The following is an 18,456-nucleotide window of genomic DNA, read 5'->3' on the forward strand; positions in this document are numbered from 1 at the left end:
TTCAATTTAATTTAAAAAAAGGAGAATGAAAATGTCTATTGCTACTATGCTTAAATTAACGATTGCCTTAACCTTTATCCTTGCTTTTGTCCTTCCAGGCGCTTACTACTTCTTAGGCCATGCCGGTCGGGAACGTTATAAGAAAACCTTGGCTTGGAATGTCTTTGCCTTGGTTTCAGGAATTGCTATTGCCTTAATTATTGCCTACCATCCAGAAGTAGCCTTTGCGGCTGGTCAAGAAGGTGGCGCTGCTAGTGACGGCTTAGCCCGTGGCTTAGGTTTTATCGGTGCTGCCCTTTCCACTGGTCTATCCTGTGTGGGTGCTGGTATTGCCGTATCTAACTCTGCTTCTGCAGCTCTTGGTGCCATTAGTGAAGACTCATCTATCTTTGGTCGTTCATTGATCTTTGTTGGTTTGGCTGAAGGTATCTCCCTCTTCGGTTTAATTGTTTCCTTCTCTATCCTAGGTCAACTTTAATGAAACAATATCTCATTAGCGATAATGTGCATTCCTTAACCGGGATGAAACTGGTGGGCGTTGATGGCGTCTTGATCAAGGACCAAGATTCATTTGAAGAGGCTTTTCAAGCAGTCTTGGAAAGAAATGATATTGGTGTCTTGATGATTTCGCCCCAGCTGATTGCTGACCACCAGGACCTAGTCGATGAGGTGCGATTCAACCGCTCAACACCTCTGATTGTAGAGATGTTAGGCCCCAATGAATATGCATCCGAACAATCCTCAATCGCTGACACCATCCAGCGTGCCATTGGGATATCCATTTAGGAGAGGAGCCTAGTATGAAACTTGAAGAAAAAATGGCTTATTTTAAGGATCAAGTGACCCAACAAAGCCAAGCTGAAATTGACCAACAAATTAACCAATATCGGCAAACACTAGAAGACGATTACCAAAAATTTCAAGAGCAAACCGATGAAACTTTTGCTCATCGTTTAGTTAACGAAAAAGAAGCCTTACGCAAGGAAAATAATAAGGCTATTTCTCAAATTCAAATCAACCAACAACGGGAATTGTTCTTAACCGAAGAGAACATGAAACTGACTCTCTTCCAAACCTTCACCAAGCAAATCGAAAGCTATCAAGAAAGTGAAGCTTATATTGAACAATTGAAAAAAATGCTGAAGAATATTCAAGCCTACGCAGGTCGTGAAAAATACGACCTCTACATCGATGAAAATGATAGTCATTTAAGAAGTCAATTAGAAAGTTATGCTTCCCACCCTATCATTATCTCTGACCGTCCCTTCATGGGCGGCATCCGGGCGGTATTAAGAGAGCGTCAAATCTTAGTAGACTACTCCTTCTTAACCTTTCTTGACCGTCTCAAAGAAAACTTTGTCATTAAGGAGGCTGATTAATCGATGGGAGAAAATACAATTTATGCCATTAATGGCCCCATTGTTACCGTCAAGGGCAATACCGATTTTTCCATGCAAGAATTGGTCCATGTCGGTAAGAGTCGCTTAGTTGGCGAAGTGATTCGTATCGACCAAGCCAAAACCACCATCCAAGTCTATGAAGAGACCGCCGGCTTAAAACCAGGCGAACCCATTTACGGGAGTGGCTCAGCCATGACGGTTGAGCTGGGTCCTGGCCTCTTGAATAATATCTACGATGGGATTGAACGGCCCCTAGAAGATATCGCTGAATCGAGTGGCTTCTATATTAAAAGAGGCGTCAATGTCGACTCGCTCGACCGCCAAAAAGCTTGGCAAATTACCCCAACCGTTCAAGTCGGTGACCAAGTATCAGCTGGGGACGTCATCGCTGAAGTCCAAGAAACCCAAGCCATTAAACATAAAATCATGGTCCCTAATTCTGTGGTCGGTGAAGTAGTTAATGTAGTGGCTCCTGGTTCTTATACCATTGAAGAAACCCTAGCTACTATCCGCCAATTTAATGGTGAGGAATACCAAGTCAAGGCCTATCAAAAATGGCCGATCCGTACCCCACGACCTGTGGCTAAGCGGTTAGAAAGTACTACCCCACTGCTTACTGGACAACGGATTATTGATACCGTCTTCCCGATTGCTAAGGGCGGGACAGCGGCCATTCCAGGTGGTTTCGGTACTGGGAAAACCACCATGCAACACCAAATCGCTAAATTTGCCGATGCCGATGTCATTGTCTACATTGGTTGCGGGGAACGTGGCAATGAAATGACGGAAGTCTTGGAAGATTTCTCTAAACTGATTGACCCGCGTTCTAACGCCCCATTAATGGAACGGACCGTCTTAATCGCTAACACTTCCAATATGCCAGTGGCCGCTCGGGAAGCTTCCATTTATACTGGCTTAACCATTGCTGAATATTATCGGGATATGGGTTATGATGTGGCCATTATGGCCGATTCCACTTCCCGTTGGGCGGAAGCCTTACGTGAATTATCGGGCCGTTTGGAAGAAATGCCAGCTGAAGAAGGTTATCCTGCCTACCTGGCTAGCCGGATCGCAACCTTCTATGAAAGAGCCGGCGATATGGAAACCCTCAACCACGACAATGGTTCAGTGTCAATTATCGGGGCGGTCTCCCCTCAAGGAGGGGACTTCTCTGAACCCGTGACCCAAAACACCAAGCGTTTTGTTCGTTGTTTCTGGGGACTGGATGCCAACCTGGCCCATGCCCGTCACTACCCAGCCATTAACTGGATGAATTCCTATTCTCAATACGTGGATGACCTAACGGCTTGGTATAATAAACAGGTTTCCGAAGAATTCGTGGAGAACCGCTCACAAATGATGGCCCTACTCCACGAAGAAGATGAATTAAATGAAATTGTTAAGTTAATTGGTTCAGATATCTTACCTGATTCGCAAAAATTAACCCTTCAAACCGCACGAATTATTCGTTTAGGTTTCTTACAACAAAACACCTTCCACGAAATCGACCAAGCAGTGCCGATTGCTAAGCAAGCCAAGATGTTAGATGTGATTCTCTATCTCCATTCCCGCTGCCAACAATTGGTCCAATGGGGGATGCCAATGTCTTATATCGCTAAGGCTGATATCTTTAACCAATTAATTACCATGAAGTTTGATGTGCCAAATGATGACTTAGAAGCCTTTGATCATTATTATGAAGATATCGATCGCTTCTATGAAAAAGCAATGCAAGAAAATGGATAAGGGGGAAAATAAATGGCAATTGAATATTTAGGATTAAGTTCGATTGAAGGCCCTCTTGTCGTGGTCGACGGTGTTAGAGGGGCGGCCTATGGTGACATTGTCCGCTTCCGAACTAACCGTTCTGACCAAAAAGTGGGTCAAATTATCACAATTGAAGGCGAACATGCCCTGATACAGGTTTTTGACTCGACTACTGGGATGTCCCTAGATAATACCCATACTCACTTTACCGGTAAGGGGATGGAATTAGGCCTAGGTCCTGATATCTTAGGACGGACCTTTAACGGGATCGGTCAACCGATCGATGGCTTAGGCGCTATCCACGCTGAGGTCAGCCGTGATGTCAATGGAGCGCCCCTCAACCCGGTCTCACGGATCTATCCCCGTGACTATATCGAAACTGGTTTTTCCGCTATTGACGGCTTAACGACCCTGATTCGCGGGCAAAAGTTACCAATCTTCTCCGGTGATGGGATGCCTCATAACCAACTGGCTGCTCAAATTGCTAAGCAAGCCAAACTCGGTGACGGCGTTGACGGCGAATTTGCGGTCGTCTTTGCTGCCATGGGGGTTAAACACGATGTGGCCGACTTCTTTAAGCGATCCTTTGAAGAAAGTGGCGCTATGGAACACGTGACCATGTTCGTCAATACTGCTGACGACCCCGTGATGGAACGTTTGATTACCCCACGGATGGCCCTCACTACCGCCGAATACCTGGCCTATGACTTAGGCAAGCATGTCCTGGTTATTTTGACCGATATGACTTCCTTCTGTGAAGCCTTGCGTGAAGTTTCTAACGCTAAACAAGAAATCCCTTCCCGTAAAGGTTATCCTGGCTACCTCTATTCCGAGTTAGCTACTATCTACGAACGGGCAGGTATTGTTAAAGGACGGCAAGGTTCAGTGACCCAAATTCCAATTCTAACCATGCCTAACGATGACATCACCCACCCGATTCCTGACCTTACCGGTTATATTACTGAAGGTCAGGTGGTCTTGGACCGGAGTATTGAAGGGAAGAATATCTATCCACCAATTAATCCCCTGCCTTCCTTGTCCCGTTTAATGAAGGACGGGATTGGGGATGGCTACACCCGTGAGGACCATGACGCGGTATCTAACCAACTCTTCGCCGCTTACTCCCAAGCTATTGATGCCCGTTCCTTAGCATCGGTTATCGGGGAAGAAGAACTTTCTGACTTGGATAAGAAATACTTAGCCTTCGGAGAAGCCTTTGAACAAGAATTTATTGGGCAAAAGCAAGATGAGAACCGGACTATTACCGATACCTTGAACTTGGGTTGGGACCTACTCCGTAGCTTCCCACGGACCGAGTTAAACCGGATGGATAGTCAATTACTCGACAAATATTATGAAGACACCACTTATTCTTACAAAAAAGATGCCCTAGATAAGGATAGTAAGCAGGACGGTGAGGACTAATGGAAGTCAACCACACCCCCACCAAGGGGAATCTCATGCAGGTTGAAAAAACCTTGCGCTTATCCAAGAACGGCCATGAATTAATGGACCGTAAACGGATGATTTTAATGAATGAAATCATGTCCTTGGTGCAAAAGGCTAAGAAAGTCCAAGAGCAATTAAAGGAAGCTTATAAAAAGGCCTATGAGTGCCTCTTTGAAGCCCAAAGAGAGATTGGTTTACATACCATTGCGGACTGGGCCCAAGATGTGCCCCAATCCGATAGCCTTAGTCTCAAAGTCCGCAGCGTGATGGGCAGTGAGGTGCCTGAGGTCGACTACCAAGCTGAAGCCATGCAACCGGCCTATTCCTTCTCTCAAACTACCACAAAAATGGACGAAGCCCGGATTGCCTTTGAAACAGTCAAGGACTTAGAGATGCAACTGGCCCAAGTGGAAAATGCCGCTTACCGGCTTGCCTCAAATATCCAAAAAACTCAAAAACGGGTTAACGCCTTGAAGAATATCACTATTCCGCAATTACAAGACGCCCAAAGAGACATCTCCTCGGCCCTTGAAGAAAAGGAAAGAGAAGAATTCACCCGTCTTAAAGTGGTTAAACGCATCTTAACCGCCAAGGATGAAGCCCAAAAAGAACGCATGCGCTCTGAAGCATAGAGTGCGACGGGTGCATCAAAGATCGATAACACTGGAGCTAAAGAGCAAAAATTCTTGAAAAGGATTTCTTGCACTTTAGTGAAGTGGAGAGCGATCTGCGCCCGGAGCAGGTTTGCATAGAGTGTGACAATAACTAAAAAGAAGTCTAGGATTTGCCTGGGCTTCTTTTTTATACATAATAGCTTATTCAGTAATGTCTTATTTAAAAAAGGGTATAAAAAAAGGAAGCTGATTTAATTCAGCTTCCTTTTCATTTATCTTAAGCCTTATTTTTTAGCTTGGCTTTTAGCTTCTTCCTTGCCGTCTTTGGCTTCTTTTTTAGCGGTGTCTGCGACATCTTTTGATTTTTCTTCGACTTCTTTACCAGCTTTTTTGGCTTCGTCTTTAGCGTCTTGAGCTGCTTCATCGACATATTCCTTGGTGTAGTCGTAAGCTTCCTTAACGTCGTCTTTAGCCTTGTGGTATTGTTCGTTGGCTACACGGCCAGTTTCTTGTAAGGAGTCTTTAAGGGTGTCAGCACTTTCTTGTAGGTTAACGCGGATGTCGTTAGCTGCATCTGAAGTGGCTTCGTAGATAGTGTTTCCTTTTTCGATAGCAAGATCAGCATAGTCCATCGCTGTGTCTTTTAAGTTGTTCGCTTGGTCATTGATGTCTTGACGTAATTCTTTACCAGATTTTGGTGCGAATAATAAAGCTGTTACAGCTGCTGCTGATCCACCAATAATTGCTCCGAGTAAAAATGCACCTGTTTTATTTGACATAAGATATACTTCCTTTCCTTTTTAACACATTCACTATATTAGGCTAAAATGCCTTGGTTTCAGATTGTTCTTGAGCCTTACGCATGTCGCGTTTTTTCTTAAGTAATTTAGCTGATTTTCCAATCTTTTCAAAGCCAGAAACCTTGGGATCAACCTGGCTATTTTCACTGGCTTGACGTACTTTCTTGTAACCAGCTTTGGCTTGATCAACTTTTTCATCCGCTTTATTGGTGATATTCAATACCAAATCGCGGGTAGAATCATTCACATCGGAAATGGAAACTCCAACATCTCCCACTGCTTGGAATAAAGGATCAACCTTAGCTACCTTACCGTTAACGTCTTCCAATAATTGGTTGGTCTTATTAAGTAGGCCTTGAGCTTCTACTGAGATACCGTCGACATCGCGTCGGAGAACGGCAATTGTTTTATTGGCCTCATCAACTGTATTCACAACTTCTTTAACCGTTTGTGTCAATTGACGGATAAATAAAACAAGAAAAACCACTAAAACAGCGAAGGATACTGCAGCAATAATTGCCGCTATCTCACTCCATGTCATGCTATACATCACTCCTCACATCTTTAAGTGACTTTCTTATTTTTAATATACCTATATGATACCATTTTTTACCTATAATACAAAATATAATCGCTTCCAGTGGCTTGGCTTTACCTTTATTGAAATAACGTATAAACTATATCTATGAACAAGAAAGGAAAGTCTCAATGCAATTCATCAGTCAATGGTTCACCAATTATCTGGGTAATATCGATCTAGAAAATATCTTATCCCAGTTACTGACCACCCTCTTACAATTAGTCCTCACGGTGGTCTTGCTATACATTATTCGCCGGATTACGGTGCGTTTGATTAATACTTACTTTGATAAAACTGCCCGTTTTTCCAATAATAACTACCGGTCAAAAACCATGAAAGCCCTGCTGACCAATATTACCCAGTACGTGTATTACTTCCTGCTTGGTTACTCTACCCTAGCCATTCTTGGCGTCCCTGTTGCCACGCTCTTAGCTGGTGCTGGGATAGCCAGTATTGCAGTAGGTATTGGCGCCCAGGGCTTGGTTACCGACATGGTCAACGGCATGTTTATTCTGCTAGAACACCAGCTAGACGTTGGTGATTCCGTAGTAATCGATCAAGTCAGCGGTATCGTAGAAAAGATTGGGATTAAAACTACCGTTATTCGCGGTTTCGATGGGACCATGAATTTTATTCCTAACCGCCAAATTGAAGTAGTGGTCAATAATTCACGAAATCCTATCCGTAGTGAAGTTGATTTATCTTACTTTGCTGATACCGATATTAATGAATTCGTCGCTGTCATTAAGAAACGTCTTGACGATTTGGCCCCCGACGAGAACCTATCTAAGCCACCGGTATTACTGGGCGTAACTCGAAATGTTGACCACCAACTTGTTTATCGAATCCGCTTCTTCTGTGTCAACGGCAGCCAGGAAGATGTTCAAAGCAAGTACTATGAAGAACTCACCAATGCCTTAAGAGAAGCCGGTATCGAACAACCTGACTCCCAAAGAGCAGTCTCTCATATCAGCGTCGATTATAAACACGCCGAAAATAAAAACGAAAACAAATAAAAAGCCATGATAAGGATCTCTGGCTTTCTACAGTAAGATATTTGTTAGACAAGATCTTAAAGGCTGGGATGAAATTCCCAGCCTTTTTCATGTATTACGTTTTAATTGAATGGTTTTTCTGTAATATTGCCTTTTGGTGTGACTGTCGCACTCTAACCAAACCTGTTCCAAGCGCAGAGCAAGCATCCGCTTCAGAAAATGGCGACAAATTCTCCTTGAGAATTTTTACGACCTTTTCTTCCAGCGATCGTGCTCTTTGGCGCGCTTGTCACACTCTCGCCTTTTATGGCAGGAATTTTTCGGGGACTTTTTCGCCGTTTCTTTGGTAGAAGGTGACTTTTTCTTGGTCAGCTTGCCAGTCTAAGATGGCATAGGTGGGGATGAGATAGTTACCACGGGGGAAACGTACGGATCCTGGGTTAATTAAATGCACCCCATCAAGGACCTGATCATCCATGATATGCGTGTGACCATAGACAGCAATTTGACAGCCTTGTTTCTTGGCATATTCAGCGTATTTCTCTACTCCCGCCTTGACCCCATAGAGGTGACCATGGGTATAGATCAACCGGCCTTCTGGTGTATCTATAATCCGCTCAGGCTGGTAAGGGCCAAAGTCGCAATTGCCCTTTACCGGTTCGATCACATTCCAAATACTGTCGCTAGGATCTAATTCAGAATCACCGCAATGGAGCATGAGATCAACTTGGTCTTGGTAGCGTGCAACCAAGTCTGATAAGATTTGGCTATCCCCATGGCTATCTGAAATTAGTAATATTTTCATTGTAATTCCACCTTTCCTGCTTCAATATCGGCTTTGAGTTGGGCCATGGCTTGGCCGCGGTGACTGATCTTATTTTTTAAGTCAGGATCAATTTCTGCTGTCGTTTTTTGGTAGTCTGGAAGGTAAAAGATTGAATCATAACCGAATCCGTTACTCCCCCGCTCTTCCCTTAGGATTTCTCCGGCCAAGTGACCAATATAGTGTTTATAGACTTGGCCATCCGAATGGCTTAAGACTAGGGCACAGGTAAATTGGGCCTGACGCTTGCCATCTGGAACATCTTCCATAGTCAGTAAGACTTTTTGCCGGTTAGCTTGGTCATTCTTGTCTAGACCAGCATAACGAGCCGAATAGATCCCGGGTTCCCCGTTGAGGGCTTCAATTTCCAAACCAGAGTCATCAGCGATAGTAGGAACCTGTAGGAGTTTTGCTGCTGTGCTAGCCTTTTGACTAGCATTTTCCAAAAAACTGGATCCCGTTTCTGGAATATCATCTATGTCTGGATAGTCTAAGAGAGTTTTAACGGTAAAACCTAGAGGGGCAAATAATTGTTGGAATTCCCTGGCCTTACCAGGATTTTTGGTGGCGATTAAGAGATTATTATTAGCCATGGTCTACTCCTTTTTTGCTTCTAATTGACTGAGGGGGATCCGATTGACCGGTATGTCTTTTTGCAGCCAGGTCTTGGCAATATCCTTGAACAGGGCCACCCCTCCGGTAGTATAAAACTGATAAGTCGCGGCTTCTGGGTTCCATGAAGATTCCGCTAGATTATAGAGATCGAGGATTGCCGAAACATCACTCACGGTTTCAGCGCCAGAATTGACCAGGCGTACCCCCGGCCCCATGAATTTTTGGATTAGGGGAGCTAATAAGGGATAATGGGTGCAGCCCAGAATCAAGGTATCAATAGCTGTCTGTTTCAAATCATAAAGGCTTTCAGCCACAATTTTCTTAGCAATCGGTGAGGAATATTGGCCACTTTCTACTAAGGGCACGAATTTGGAACAAACCAAGGGATAGAGGGTTAAATGCTTGTTATGGTCTAGTAGAACATTTTGGTAGAAATGACTGTTGATAGTGGCTTCTGTAGCCAAAATCCCGATATGGCCGTTTTCACTATAACGGTTAGCTGCTCGAGCACCGGGGTGGATAACACCAATGACCGGAATATTCACCCGTTCACGGATCCGCTCCAGTGACACTGCTGTTGCGGTATTGCAAGCAATCACAAGCATTTTAATATTTTGCTCCAGGAGAAAATCAACTAATTCTTGAGTGAATTCGTTAATCTCCGCCTCTGGCCGGGGCCCATAAGGACAGCGGGCATTATCCCCGATATAAATTATCGACTCATTGGGCAACTGGCGCATGGCTTCTTTGACAACGGTTAAGCCACCCACTCCTGAATCGAGAAAACCAATGGGACGCTTCATGGTGACACTCCTAACAATAAAAAGTCAAATCAATACTTCTATTATAGCAAAAGAGCTTTTCTAATTATAGTAATCCCTTAGCTCAAAATATAGAGGCTAAGCGCTTTAACAGAAAGAAGTCATTTTTAATGTTATTTTTTATTACAATTTATTGAGACCTTAAAAGTTGAAATCTTCCATAAAGACCTAATTTGATAGGTTTTCCTTTGCTTTTAATTAGCAATGATTTTCTTAGTCAGCGGGTCAATATGATATATTAAATGACATAATTAATGACATTAATTTATAAGACATGGTATTATAATTATAAGTACTTATTTAAATACAATGTTCAATCATATTGAGGAGCGATTATATGATTACAGTTAATTTTGATATCGTTCAGACACTCGGCCTCGCTGTGCTTGCCTTATTTTTTGGTAAGTGGATGACCAATGTCTTTCCGGTGCTCGAAGAATATTCCCTGCCCCCTGCTATAGTAGGTGGCTTAGCCTTTGCCTTAGTCAACATGTTTTTACGGTTGACTAACCTGGTCACGTTTAACTTGGACACCTCGCTGTCTACCCTATTTATGGTTGTATACTTTACCACCATTGGTTTTTCTGCCAGTATCCAAGCCTTATCACGGGCTAAGGGTGTGGTGATGAAATTCCTCTTTATTGCTATTTTAGCCATCTTTATCCAAAATATCCTGGCCCTGGTTCTGGGTAAATTCTTAGATATCCCCGGCCCCTTGGCCCTCTTGCTTGGTTCTCCAGCCTTAGTCGGCGGTCCAGGAACGGCGGCAGCTGTCTCCCCAACCATTGTCAACTTGGGGTACGACAACGCTACCTCAGTGGGAATTATTGCAGCTACCCTAGGAATTGTGATGGGCTCACTTTCTGGTGGTCCAGTTGCGTCAGGTATCGCAAAAAAATACTCCCTTTCCGCTAAAGATGACAATGCATCAGCAAACACCAGCAACCGCTACCACCGCCATCCCCAACACCAACGCTTAACCGCTGAACGGATAGGCTATATGTTGTATGGCACCTTACTAGTGATTTTTGTGGGGACTTTTGTCACCGAAATTATTAACACCGTCGTGGGTAAATTAGTGGGAGGAATTACCTTCCCCGTTTATATTGGCCCGATGATTGTGGCAGCCACCGCTCGTAATATCTCTGATGCCAAGGAACGGTCTATCCTTGATGATGCTGCTCTGGATGTGACTTCAGATATCTCTCTTAATCTCTTCCTGGCCTTGACCATGGTAGGGCTAGAATTATGGACCATTATTGATATGGCCCTACCCATGCTTTTAATTATTGTGGCCGAAACAGTAGTGACTCTGGCTTTTGCTCGTTATATTGTCTTTTATACTATGGGGAAAAACTACGACTCGGCCGTAATGACCGCAGGATTTATTGGCTTCGGGATGGGGTCTTCCTCCAACGCCATGGCCTGCATGCGGCAAATCACCCATGAATATGGAGCTAGCCCATTAGCCTTTCTAGCCGTTTCTATCGTGGGAGCACTTTTTATTGACTTTATTAATATCTTTGCTATCTACGGCTTCATCCATCTGATTGCTTAGGACAACTAATAGTAGTCGCTTAACTTTCTTTTCCCTAGGAATTTGTTTATGATAGAAATGAACAATCCCTATTACAAAGGAAAGGAAGACCTCCATGCGGATAGCACTCATTGCCCACGATAGTAAGAAAGAATTAATGATCCAATTGACCACTGCCTACCAGGATATTCTCAGTCAGCATGACTTAGTGGCGACCGGAACCACTGGCAAGCGCATTAATCAAGCGACTGGTCTTAAAGTCCATTGCTACCAATCTGGCCCCTTAGGCGGTGACCAGCAAATTGGTGCTGAAGTCTCACAAAATCAGATCGATTGCGTCATCTTCTTAAGAGACCCCCTAACAGCCATGCCCCATGAACCAGATGTGAATGCTCTGATTCGTCTCTGTGATGTTTACAATGTTCCCTTGGCGACCAATATTGGCAGTGCAGAAGTCCTAGTCCGCGGCTTGGACGCGGGTTTAATCAATTGGCGAGAGGACTATGCCGATGGGCAGGTTAACCGCGATATCCGCGAAAATCTCAGTCATGGAAGTGTCAACCGTCCACTTAAAGAAAATTAAGCAAAATAATAAGGTCAACTCAGACTTCTCGATTAAGAGAAAATCCGAGTTGACCTTTTCTTTTTCTCTAGTGCTTAACTTGCCGCCAGTTATGGTTATTCCACCATAATAGGGCTGACAAGACAAACACTGAAAGGTATAAAGCATAAACGACAAAATCAGTATTTAACTGGGTTCTTGCCATCAAAAAGTCGTCAATGGGAAAGACTGAGTAATAAATCGCATTCATTAGGATAAGGAAGAGAGCATGGCGCTTCATAGCATGCTTGGCTTGCCAGTTGCTCTCCTTAAAGTAAACCAGAAGACCTAAACTCAGCAGGAGGATAGAAAATAGACCGATAGCTGGGTAGGAAATCACTGCCAAGGTCAGCAATAATCCTCCTAGGGCTTCTAAAATTTCAAGGCTAGACATTACCCAGGCCAGCCCTGACAAGGCAAAAAAGACCAGGATATAGATAAGGGGAATGGTGTTTAAAAAACGAAGTAACTTAACCATCTGGATCATCTCCTTATTGGTAGGCTGTTCAAAGCTTTACGAAGGTTTTCTTTCCCATCTATTTTTAGTATAAATAAAAATCCATTGATGTAAAATCATAAGTCTCACAGTGAGTTATAAGATAAAAGTTTAAATTTGCGAACAAATCCGCTAGTCTCTAGTGCGATTAACCCTAAAAATTAAATAATAAATCCTCAGAAAAATAAAAAGTGCCGCACTTAAATGCAGCACTCCTTTAACTCTTGCTTAGTCTAAATGATTTTCAAGAATACTTTCCAATTTTTCTTTTGGTGTGTAACCAACCAGTTGTTCAACCACTTGGCCGTCTTTTTTAACGATTAAGGTTGGGATAGACATAATGCCAAATTCACGTGGGGTATCAGGATTTTCATCCACATCCATCTTAGCAAATTTCACTTGGTCGCCCATTTCTTCATCGAGTTGGTCAACAATTGGAGATTGCATCCGGCAAGGACCACACCAAGTTGCCCAGAAGTCGATTAAAACGACGCCTTCACTCGTTTCTTCTACAAAATTTTGATCGGTTAATGTTTGTACCATTTAACTTCCTCCTTAAATTATTTCAATTAGTCACTCTATGAGCAATGCTTTAAAGTGGCAGGGAGTCTCGCTACTGACCTTCCCCCTCACTTGCAGGCTTTATTATAGCATGTTCTTTACTTTAGCAAAAAATTTTTGCTTACTTTTATTTAGTAATGGTCGCTAGTCGCCAAATTTAACAATAGTTGCCCCTTGGCCACCCAGATTATGGGGAGCGTAGGAGAAGGACTTAACCCGTTTATTATTTCTTAAATATTTCTGTACCCCGTCCCGGATCACTCCAGTACCAAAGCCATGGATAATGGTGACTTGGGGGTAATTGGCCAGCAGAGCCTGGTCGATATAGCGGTCAAGGGCGGTCATAGCCTCTTCATAGCGCATGCCCCGGAGGTCAAGTTCAGACTTAATATTCTTACTTTGACTAGCTCTCACGGTGCTAGAACCTTTTTTTCCCTTAGACTTGGGCTGGCTCTTTTCCTGAAGCTCTAAGTCTTTTTCAGAGATTTCCATCTTCAACATGCCCATTTGAACCAACCAGTGTTTATCTTCACGTTTTTCCACCAAGGTCCCCATTTGACTATATGGGATAACCTTGACTTCGTCGCCAACTTCCAAGTCCTTATTTTTTTTGCGTTTTTGACGTTTGAGGACCTTGTTCTTTTTCAACTGTTGCTCTTCTTGGGTCAAGTTAGCGATTTGCTTTTGTTTGTCAATCATTTCATGTTCTTTAACATTTTGACCATGAGGGTTATTCTTCTGCCATTCTCTAATATCACCCAAGAGCTTATCAGCCTTTTCCTGGGTCTTAGCCACCAGGTCATTAGCTTCTTTTTTAGCCCGGTTTAAATAGGTAATCTTGTCATTTTCCAGGGCTCGGTAGTCCTTCTTCAAATCAGCGAGTAACTTGTCAGCGTCTTGTAAATCTTGGCTTAGGGCTTGGTTGTCCCTTTCATAGGCTTGGCGCTTCTCATCCAAGTCATCGATCATTTCATTTAAGGATTGACTTTCTTCACCGACATAATAGCGGGCCTCATCCACAATGCTTTGGTCCAGTCCCAAACGTTGAGAAATATCAAAAGCGTTAGACCGCCCCGGTTGCCCGATTAATAGGCGGTAAGTTGGTGTCAGGGTTTTCTCATCGAATTCAACACTGGCATTAATCGCACTGGGCTCTTCAAAGGCATAGGCCTTGAGCTCGGGATAGTGGGTGGTTGCTAGAACCGTACACCCCACTTGAGCAAGCCGGTTTAAAATCGCCATTGCTAAAGCTGCCCCTTCCTTAGGGTCAGTTCCCGAACCTAATTCATCGATCAAGACTAAGGACTGGTCATCAATCGCCTCTAGGATTGAGATAATATTAGTCATATGACCAGAAAAAGTCGATAGGTTAGCTTCAATCGATTGTTCATCCCCAATATCAGCAAAGATACGGTCAAAAACCCCAATGCGGCTATCAGCCTTGGCAGTAATATAGAGACCCGATTGCCCCATTAACTGCAGTAAGCCAGTTGTCTTTAAAGTAATGGTCTTCCCGCCGGTATTGGGCCCGGTAATAATTAACATGCGGTAGTCACCGTCAAAGCTAATGGTATTTGCAACAGCTGTCTTAGGATTTAATAAGGGGTGGACGGCTTCTTCTAGGTTCAAAGACTGGTGATCTTGGGCAATGAGAGGCCGGTGGGCGTCCTGCTTTTTCGCATAGCGCCACTTGGCTTGGATGAAATCAAGTTGCCCCAAGATTTGATTATTTTGATTAATTTCTTGACTATGGGGAGCTAGGTCGGCTGATAACTCCGCAAAAATCCGCTCAATTTCTGCCTGCTCTTCAATCCGCAGGCTATGCACCTTGTTATTGGACTCCATCACGACTTGGGGTTCAATATAGAGGGTCTGCCCTGAGGCACTTTGGTCGTGGACCACGCCGCCGAACTTGCGACGGTATTCTTGCTTGACCGGTAAGACATAGCGGTCATTACGAATGGTCACAATTTGGTCACTCAGATAATCGGCTTGGCTGGATTTAATTATATTATCCAAACTCATCCGAATATGGGCTTCTTCTGCCTTGATACTTTGGCGAATACTGTGTAAGTGACTGCTGGCTTCATCATAGACCGAGCCATCACTAGCAATGGCCTGGTTAATCTTTTTAGCCAGGTCCTTATGGTTAGCAAAGTCACTCACATAGCCTTGCATTTGCTCTACGTCAAGGTCTAAATCCTCAATCTCTTTAAAGAAATGACTGACTTCACTGACACTTTTCAAGACCCGACCCACATGGGCCAGTTCTTGGCCATTCAAGATGCCGCCAATATCTAAGCGCTTCATCAAAGGTCCCACGTCAACTAATTGACCCAGTGGCAAACTGCGTTGAGCTTCATCAATGCTTTGCATTTCATCAATATCAGTCAAAGCGGACTCAATCTTTTCGGGTTCGGTCATGGGTTTAAGCTGTAAGGCTTGGTTCTTTCCTAGGGCGGTTACCGTTTCTTTGGCTAGGGCCCCGGTAATTTTATCGAATTCTAAGATTTTTTCTATTTTTTTATTCACAGAGATGCTCCTTTTTCACGATCAACTGACCATCTAATAAAAAAAGAGGCTGTGACCTAGGTCAGAGCCCCTGGCTATATGGCGATTGCTATACCGGCAAACCATAAGTTAAAGACTTCATGGGTAAGGAAGGGGGTGCGACGGATAAAGAACTCGGCCACACTATTATGACTTAAGAAGCCTTGGACACCTTCCAGTCCCAGTAAAGACAGGATGGCAAAGACAAAAAACAAGGTGAACCAGGCAGTGATAAAACCAGTAATAAAGCCACCCAGGCTCAGGACCTTTCCTTGGCCTTTTCGATACTTAGACGGTGAAAAGAGGTAGAGAATAAAGCTCTTAACTGCTTGGACCCCCACTAATATAAGGGCAAAGGCCATGGCCCGATAGTAAATCACATCCATATTGGTTAGGACAGCATCTGGATAGTATGAGAAGTCACTGGTCATGGAATAGCCAGGAAAAGGGATAATCAATTCTAACTTCTCCGCTAAAGGTAAAAAGTACTCCTTAGCCACAAAGAAGCTGACTCCTAAGGATAGGACCTGCAGGAGCTGCACACCAAAAGTCCGGCGACTATAATCCATAATGGTTAAGGCAAAAAATATCAGGACTAAGATTAAGGTAATGGTGGTATTAGACAAGCCAAGCCCTCCTTTCTAATCACGGGGCGTCTTGGAGAGGCCTTGGGCTTTCTTAGCTGCAAAGGGATCATAGTAAACCACAGAAGGGTCCGCTTTTTGCTTGTCTTGGCTAGCTTTAGCCTGCTGGGAAGTCTTTTTACTACTTTGTCCTTTATTTTCACTCGCCTTAGCTGCCTTGACCTGTCTCTGACTTTCACTGAGTAAGCTTTGACTAGCTTGGCTATAGGAAGGTTGACTTTTAGCTTGGATCAGCTTGCCCCCTTCAGAGAAAGCGGTTAAATTAGGTTGTTGAATCGTTTGCTTTAGGGTTTGTAATTCAGTCTCTAAGCGAGCTTTTTGCCGGCTCAAACGTTCTATTTGCTCTCTTTGGCTAGCGATTTCTGCTTCATTTTCCAGCCAATGGGAGGTCGCATTGACAGCGACTAAGAGGGCCATTTTCTGATTAGAGAGAATTGAAGGTTTGCTTTTAATTTCATTTAAGGCGATATTCACCCGGCGAACCACTTCTTCAATATGTTCTTCAGATTTATTGCCGACAATTTTTACAGTTTGTTTTCCAAAATGAGCGGTATATTCTTGCTGCGACTCAGTCATGAACAGTCTCCTTTCCTGAACATTTACTCCTTATTCTACCATTGACACGAGGGCTTGACTAGTCATTGCCCTAATAATAAAAAGAGCTGAGAAAGTTATCCCAGCCCCTTAATCATTTTTATAAAATTATTCTTTATCTTGGCCTTTATCGGCTTGTAAAATCTCTTTTAATTCATCAGCAACAAACTGAACATTGGTACCGACCACGATTTGTAAATTATGTTCATTCACTTTTCTTAAGCCAGGAACACCGGTAGCCTTGATTTTGCCTTCATCAATAGCATCCGTATCCTTCAATTGGAGACGTAGTCGGGTAGCACAATTGCTTACTAATTCAAGATTATCTTTGCCCCCAAGGCCTTGGTAAATACTTTGAGCCATGACTTGGTATTTATCTCCACTTTGGCTAGAGGCCTCGGTTGCCTTGCTTGCTGCTTGGTCTTCTTCACTAACCACTTCCCGTCCAGGCGTTTTAAAATCAAAGCGACGGATTAAGAAGTCAAAGAGGAAGAAATAAATAACAAACATGGCTAGGCCTAGAACTAGGATCATCCATTGGTTATTAGCCATGGGCATCCGCCAGGACAAGACCATATCTATCAAACCTGCTGAGAAGGAAAATCCTAGGGTTGCATGTAAGGCTGAGCAAATAAATAAGGACAAACCTGTTAAACAAGCATGAACTGCGTAAAGTGCTGGTGCGGCAAACATAAAGGAAAATTCCAGTGGCTCGGTAATCCCAGTCACAAAGGCTGCCACTGAACCAGCAATCAGTAAGGAAGCAACCGATGACCGATTTTCTGGACGGGCATTCTTATACATGGCTAAGGCTGCTCCAGGTAAACCAAACATCATAATGGGAAAGAAACCGGCTAGGTAGCGCCCTGTCACCCCAGGTTCTCCCTGACTAGACCAGAAATTACCAATGTCATTAATCCCAATGGTATCAAACCAAAAGACATTATTAACGGCATGGTGGAGTCCAAAAGGAATCATCAGTTTGTTAGTGATGCCGTAAATACCCGCTCCGATATCTCCTAAGTTAGCGATCGCTGTCCCAAAAGCGACTAAACCACCATAGACAGTGGGCCAAAGGAAGAGTAAGATAACCGCTAAAATTGCTGACAAGGCAGCCGTTACGATAGGAACGGCCCGCTTCCCACTGAAGAAACCTAACCATTGGGGTAACTTAACATTGTGGAAACGGTTATACATTTCTCCAGCAAGAACACCGGAAATAATCCCGATGAAGACATTATTAATGGCTTTAAAGGCTGGGTTAACTTGGTCGACCGCTTGGCCGGTAATTCCACTTAAAATTTCCGGACTTAATAAGGTCGTGATCATTAAGAAAGAAACTGCCCCACTCAAGGCAGCTGCCCCGTTATTATCTTCAGCAATCCCCATGGAGATTCCCAAAGCAAAAAGTAGCGGCAAGTTATTAATCACGACTAAACCTGCTTGAACTAGGAAAGTCGCTAAAACATTGGAACTTCCTTGTAAGGCATTAGCATCGATGGCATAGCCAGTCCCCATAAATAAAGATGCCACTACCAATACGGAAACAGGCAGCATCAAGGACCGACCGATTTTTTGTAAGTAATCTAACATATTAAATCTCTTTTCT

At 43.6% G+C, this 18,456-nt stretch carries 20 protein-coding genes; 9 read left to right on the forward strand and 11 right to left on the reverse strand.

Annotated features, from left to right (window positions below; translation table 11 throughout):
- Window positions 1-31: 31 nt before the first annotated feature.
- Genes CJ190_RS05775 through CJ190_RS05800 form a run of 6 tightly spaced genes read left to right on the forward strand, consistent with a single transcriptional unit; the run spans window position 32 to window position 5,248 of the window.
- On the forward strand, window positions 32-478 hold the full coding sequence (locus CJ190_RS05775) for an ATP synthase subunit C (RefSeq protein ID WP_082888584.1): 447 nt from the start codon (window positions 32-34) through the stop codon (window positions 476-478).
- Window positions 478-786, forward strand: a complete 309-nt coding sequence (locus CJ190_RS05780) for a V-type ATP synthase subunit F (RefSeq protein ID WP_064292168.1) — start codon at window positions 478-480, stop codon at window positions 784-786. Before CJ190_RS05775 ends, CJ190_RS05780 begins: the two co-directional genes overlap by 1 nt.
- Before the next feature lie 14 nt (window positions 787-800).
- Window positions 801-1,379 carry a DNA recombination RmuC family protein gene (locus CJ190_RS05785; protein ID WP_064292167.1) on the forward strand — a complete coding sequence of 193 codons (579 nt, stop codon included), beginning with the start codon at window positions 801-803 and terminating at the stop codon, window positions 1,377-1,379.
- 3 nt (window positions 1,380-1,382) lie between these two features.
- Window positions 1,383-3,146: a V-type ATP synthase subunit A gene (locus CJ190_RS05790; protein WP_070597985.1), complete on the forward strand. Its 1,764-nt coding sequence runs from the start codon at window positions 1,383-1,385 to the stop codon at window positions 3,144-3,146.
- 12 nt (window positions 3,147-3,158) lie between these two features.
- A complete protein-coding gene (locus CJ190_RS05795; protein WP_064292165.1) occupies window positions 3,159-4,592 on the forward strand; it encodes a V-type ATP synthase subunit B in 1,434 nt (477 codons plus the stop codon).
- Window positions 4,592-5,248, forward strand: coding sequence for a V-type ATP synthase subunit D (locus CJ190_RS05800; protein WP_064292164.1), 657 nt, complete (start codon window positions 4,592-4,594; stop codon window positions 5,246-5,248). The genes CJ190_RS05795 and CJ190_RS05800 overlap by 1 nt, the downstream gene beginning before the upstream one ends.
- A gap of 266 nt (window positions 5,249-5,514) precedes the next feature.
- Here the strand turns inward: CJ190_RS05800 and CJ190_RS05805 are convergent, their stop codons facing one another.
- Both CJ190_RS05805 and CJ190_RS05810 read right to left on the reverse strand, forming a co-directional pair.
- Complete coding sequence (locus CJ190_RS05805; RefSeq protein WP_013670128.1) at window positions 5,515-6,009, reverse strand: YtxH domain-containing protein; 495 nt, start codon at window positions 6,007-6,009, stop codon at window positions 5,515-5,517.
- 43 nt (window positions 6,010-6,052) lie between these two features.
- Window positions 6,053-6,571, reverse strand: a complete 519-nt coding sequence (locus CJ190_RS05810) for a DUF948 domain-containing protein (protein WP_013668516.1) — start codon at window positions 6,569-6,571, stop codon at window positions 6,053-6,055.
- A gap of 167 nt (window positions 6,572-6,738) precedes the next feature.
- Between CJ190_RS05810 and CJ190_RS05815 the strand changes: the two genes are divergently transcribed.
- On the forward strand, window positions 6,739-7,626 hold the full coding sequence (locus CJ190_RS05815) for a mechanosensitive ion channel family protein (protein ID WP_064292163.1): 888 nt from the start codon (window positions 6,739-6,741) through the stop codon (window positions 7,624-7,626).
- Window positions 7,627-7,909: 283 nt separating this feature from the next.
- Here CJ190_RS05815 and CJ190_RS05820 read toward each other — a convergent pair whose 3' ends face one another.
- From CJ190_RS05820 to racE, 3 genes are read right to left on the reverse strand one after another with little or no spacing between them, the layout of a single operon-like run.
- Window positions 7,910-8,410, reverse strand: coding sequence for a metallophosphoesterase (locus CJ190_RS05820; protein WP_064292162.1), 501 nt, complete (start codon window positions 8,408-8,410; stop codon window positions 7,910-7,912).
- Window positions 8,407-9,021 carry an XTP/dITP diphosphatase gene (locus tag CJ190_RS05825; RefSeq protein WP_064292161.1) on the reverse strand — a complete coding sequence of 205 codons (615 nt, stop codon included), beginning with the start codon at window positions 9,019-9,021 and terminating at the stop codon, window positions 8,407-8,409. Before CJ190_RS05825 ends, CJ190_RS05820 begins: the two co-directional genes overlap by 4 nt.
- Before the next feature lie 3 nt (window positions 9,022-9,024).
- Window positions 9,025-9,846, reverse strand: a complete 822-nt coding sequence (racE, locus tag CJ190_RS05830; RefSeq protein ID WP_064292160.1) for a glutamate racemase — start codon at window positions 9,844-9,846, stop codon at window positions 9,025-9,027.
- Between the two features lie 355 nt (window positions 9,847-10,201).
- Here racE and CJ190_RS05835 point away from each other — a divergent pair, with 355 nt between their 5' ends.
- Both CJ190_RS05835 and mgsA read left to right on the forward strand, forming a co-directional pair.
- On the forward strand, window positions 10,202-11,422 hold the full coding sequence (locus CJ190_RS05835; RefSeq protein ID WP_082888583.1) for a sodium/glutamate symporter: 1,221 nt from the start codon (window positions 10,202-10,204) through the stop codon (window positions 11,420-11,422).
- Between the two features lie 94 nt (window positions 11,423-11,516).
- Complete coding sequence (gene mgsA / locus CJ190_RS05840) at window positions 11,517-11,984, forward strand: methylglyoxal synthase (RefSeq protein ID WP_064292159.1); 468 nt, start codon at window positions 11,517-11,519, stop codon at window positions 11,982-11,984.
- A 67-nt stretch (window positions 11,985-12,051) separates the two neighbouring features.
- Here mgsA and CJ190_RS05845 read toward each other — a convergent pair whose 3' ends face one another.
- From CJ190_RS05845 to nagE, 6 genes are all read right to left on the reverse strand, one after another.
- Complete coding sequence (locus CJ190_RS05845; protein ID WP_064292158.1) at window positions 12,052-12,480, reverse strand: hypothetical protein; 429 nt, start codon at window positions 12,478-12,480, stop codon at window positions 12,052-12,054.
- Between the two features lie 246 nt (window positions 12,481-12,726).
- Window positions 12,727-13,041, reverse strand: a complete 315-nt coding sequence (trxA, locus tag CJ190_RS05850) for a thioredoxin (RefSeq protein ID WP_064292157.1) — start codon at window positions 13,039-13,041, stop codon at window positions 12,727-12,729.
- Between the two features lie 162 nt (window positions 13,042-13,203).
- Window positions 13,204-15,591 (reverse strand): endonuclease MutS2, encoded by a 2,388-nt coding sequence (locus CJ190_RS05855; RefSeq protein ID WP_070597984.1) that lies wholly within the window; start codon window positions 15,589-15,591, stop codon window positions 13,204-13,206.
- A 74-nt stretch (window positions 15,592-15,665) separates the two neighbouring features.
- Window positions 15,666-16,235, reverse strand: a complete 570-nt coding sequence (locus CJ190_RS05860) for a CvpA family protein (RefSeq protein ID WP_064292155.1) — start codon at window positions 16,233-16,235, stop codon at window positions 15,666-15,668.
- Window positions 16,236-16,250: 15 nt separating this feature from the next.
- Complete coding sequence (locus tag CJ190_RS05865) at window positions 16,251-16,829, reverse strand: cell division protein ZapA (protein WP_064292154.1); 579 nt, start codon at window positions 16,827-16,829, stop codon at window positions 16,251-16,253.
- Window positions 16,830-16,955: 126 nt separating this feature from the next.
- The gene (gene nagE / locus CJ190_RS05870) at window positions 16,956-18,440 is read right to left on the reverse strand and encodes an N-acetylglucosamine-specific PTS transporter subunit IIBC (protein WP_064292153.1); all 1,485 of its coding nucleotides are present in this window, start codon (window positions 18,438-18,440) and stop codon (window positions 16,956-16,958) included.
- Between the last annotated feature and the right edge of the window lie 16 nt (window positions 18,441-18,456).

It is taken from the genome of Aerococcus loyolae, assembly GCF_002871915.2.
GTDB classification, from domain to species: Bacteria; Bacillota; Bacilli; order Lactobacillales; family Aerococcaceae; genus Aerococcus; species Aerococcus loyolae.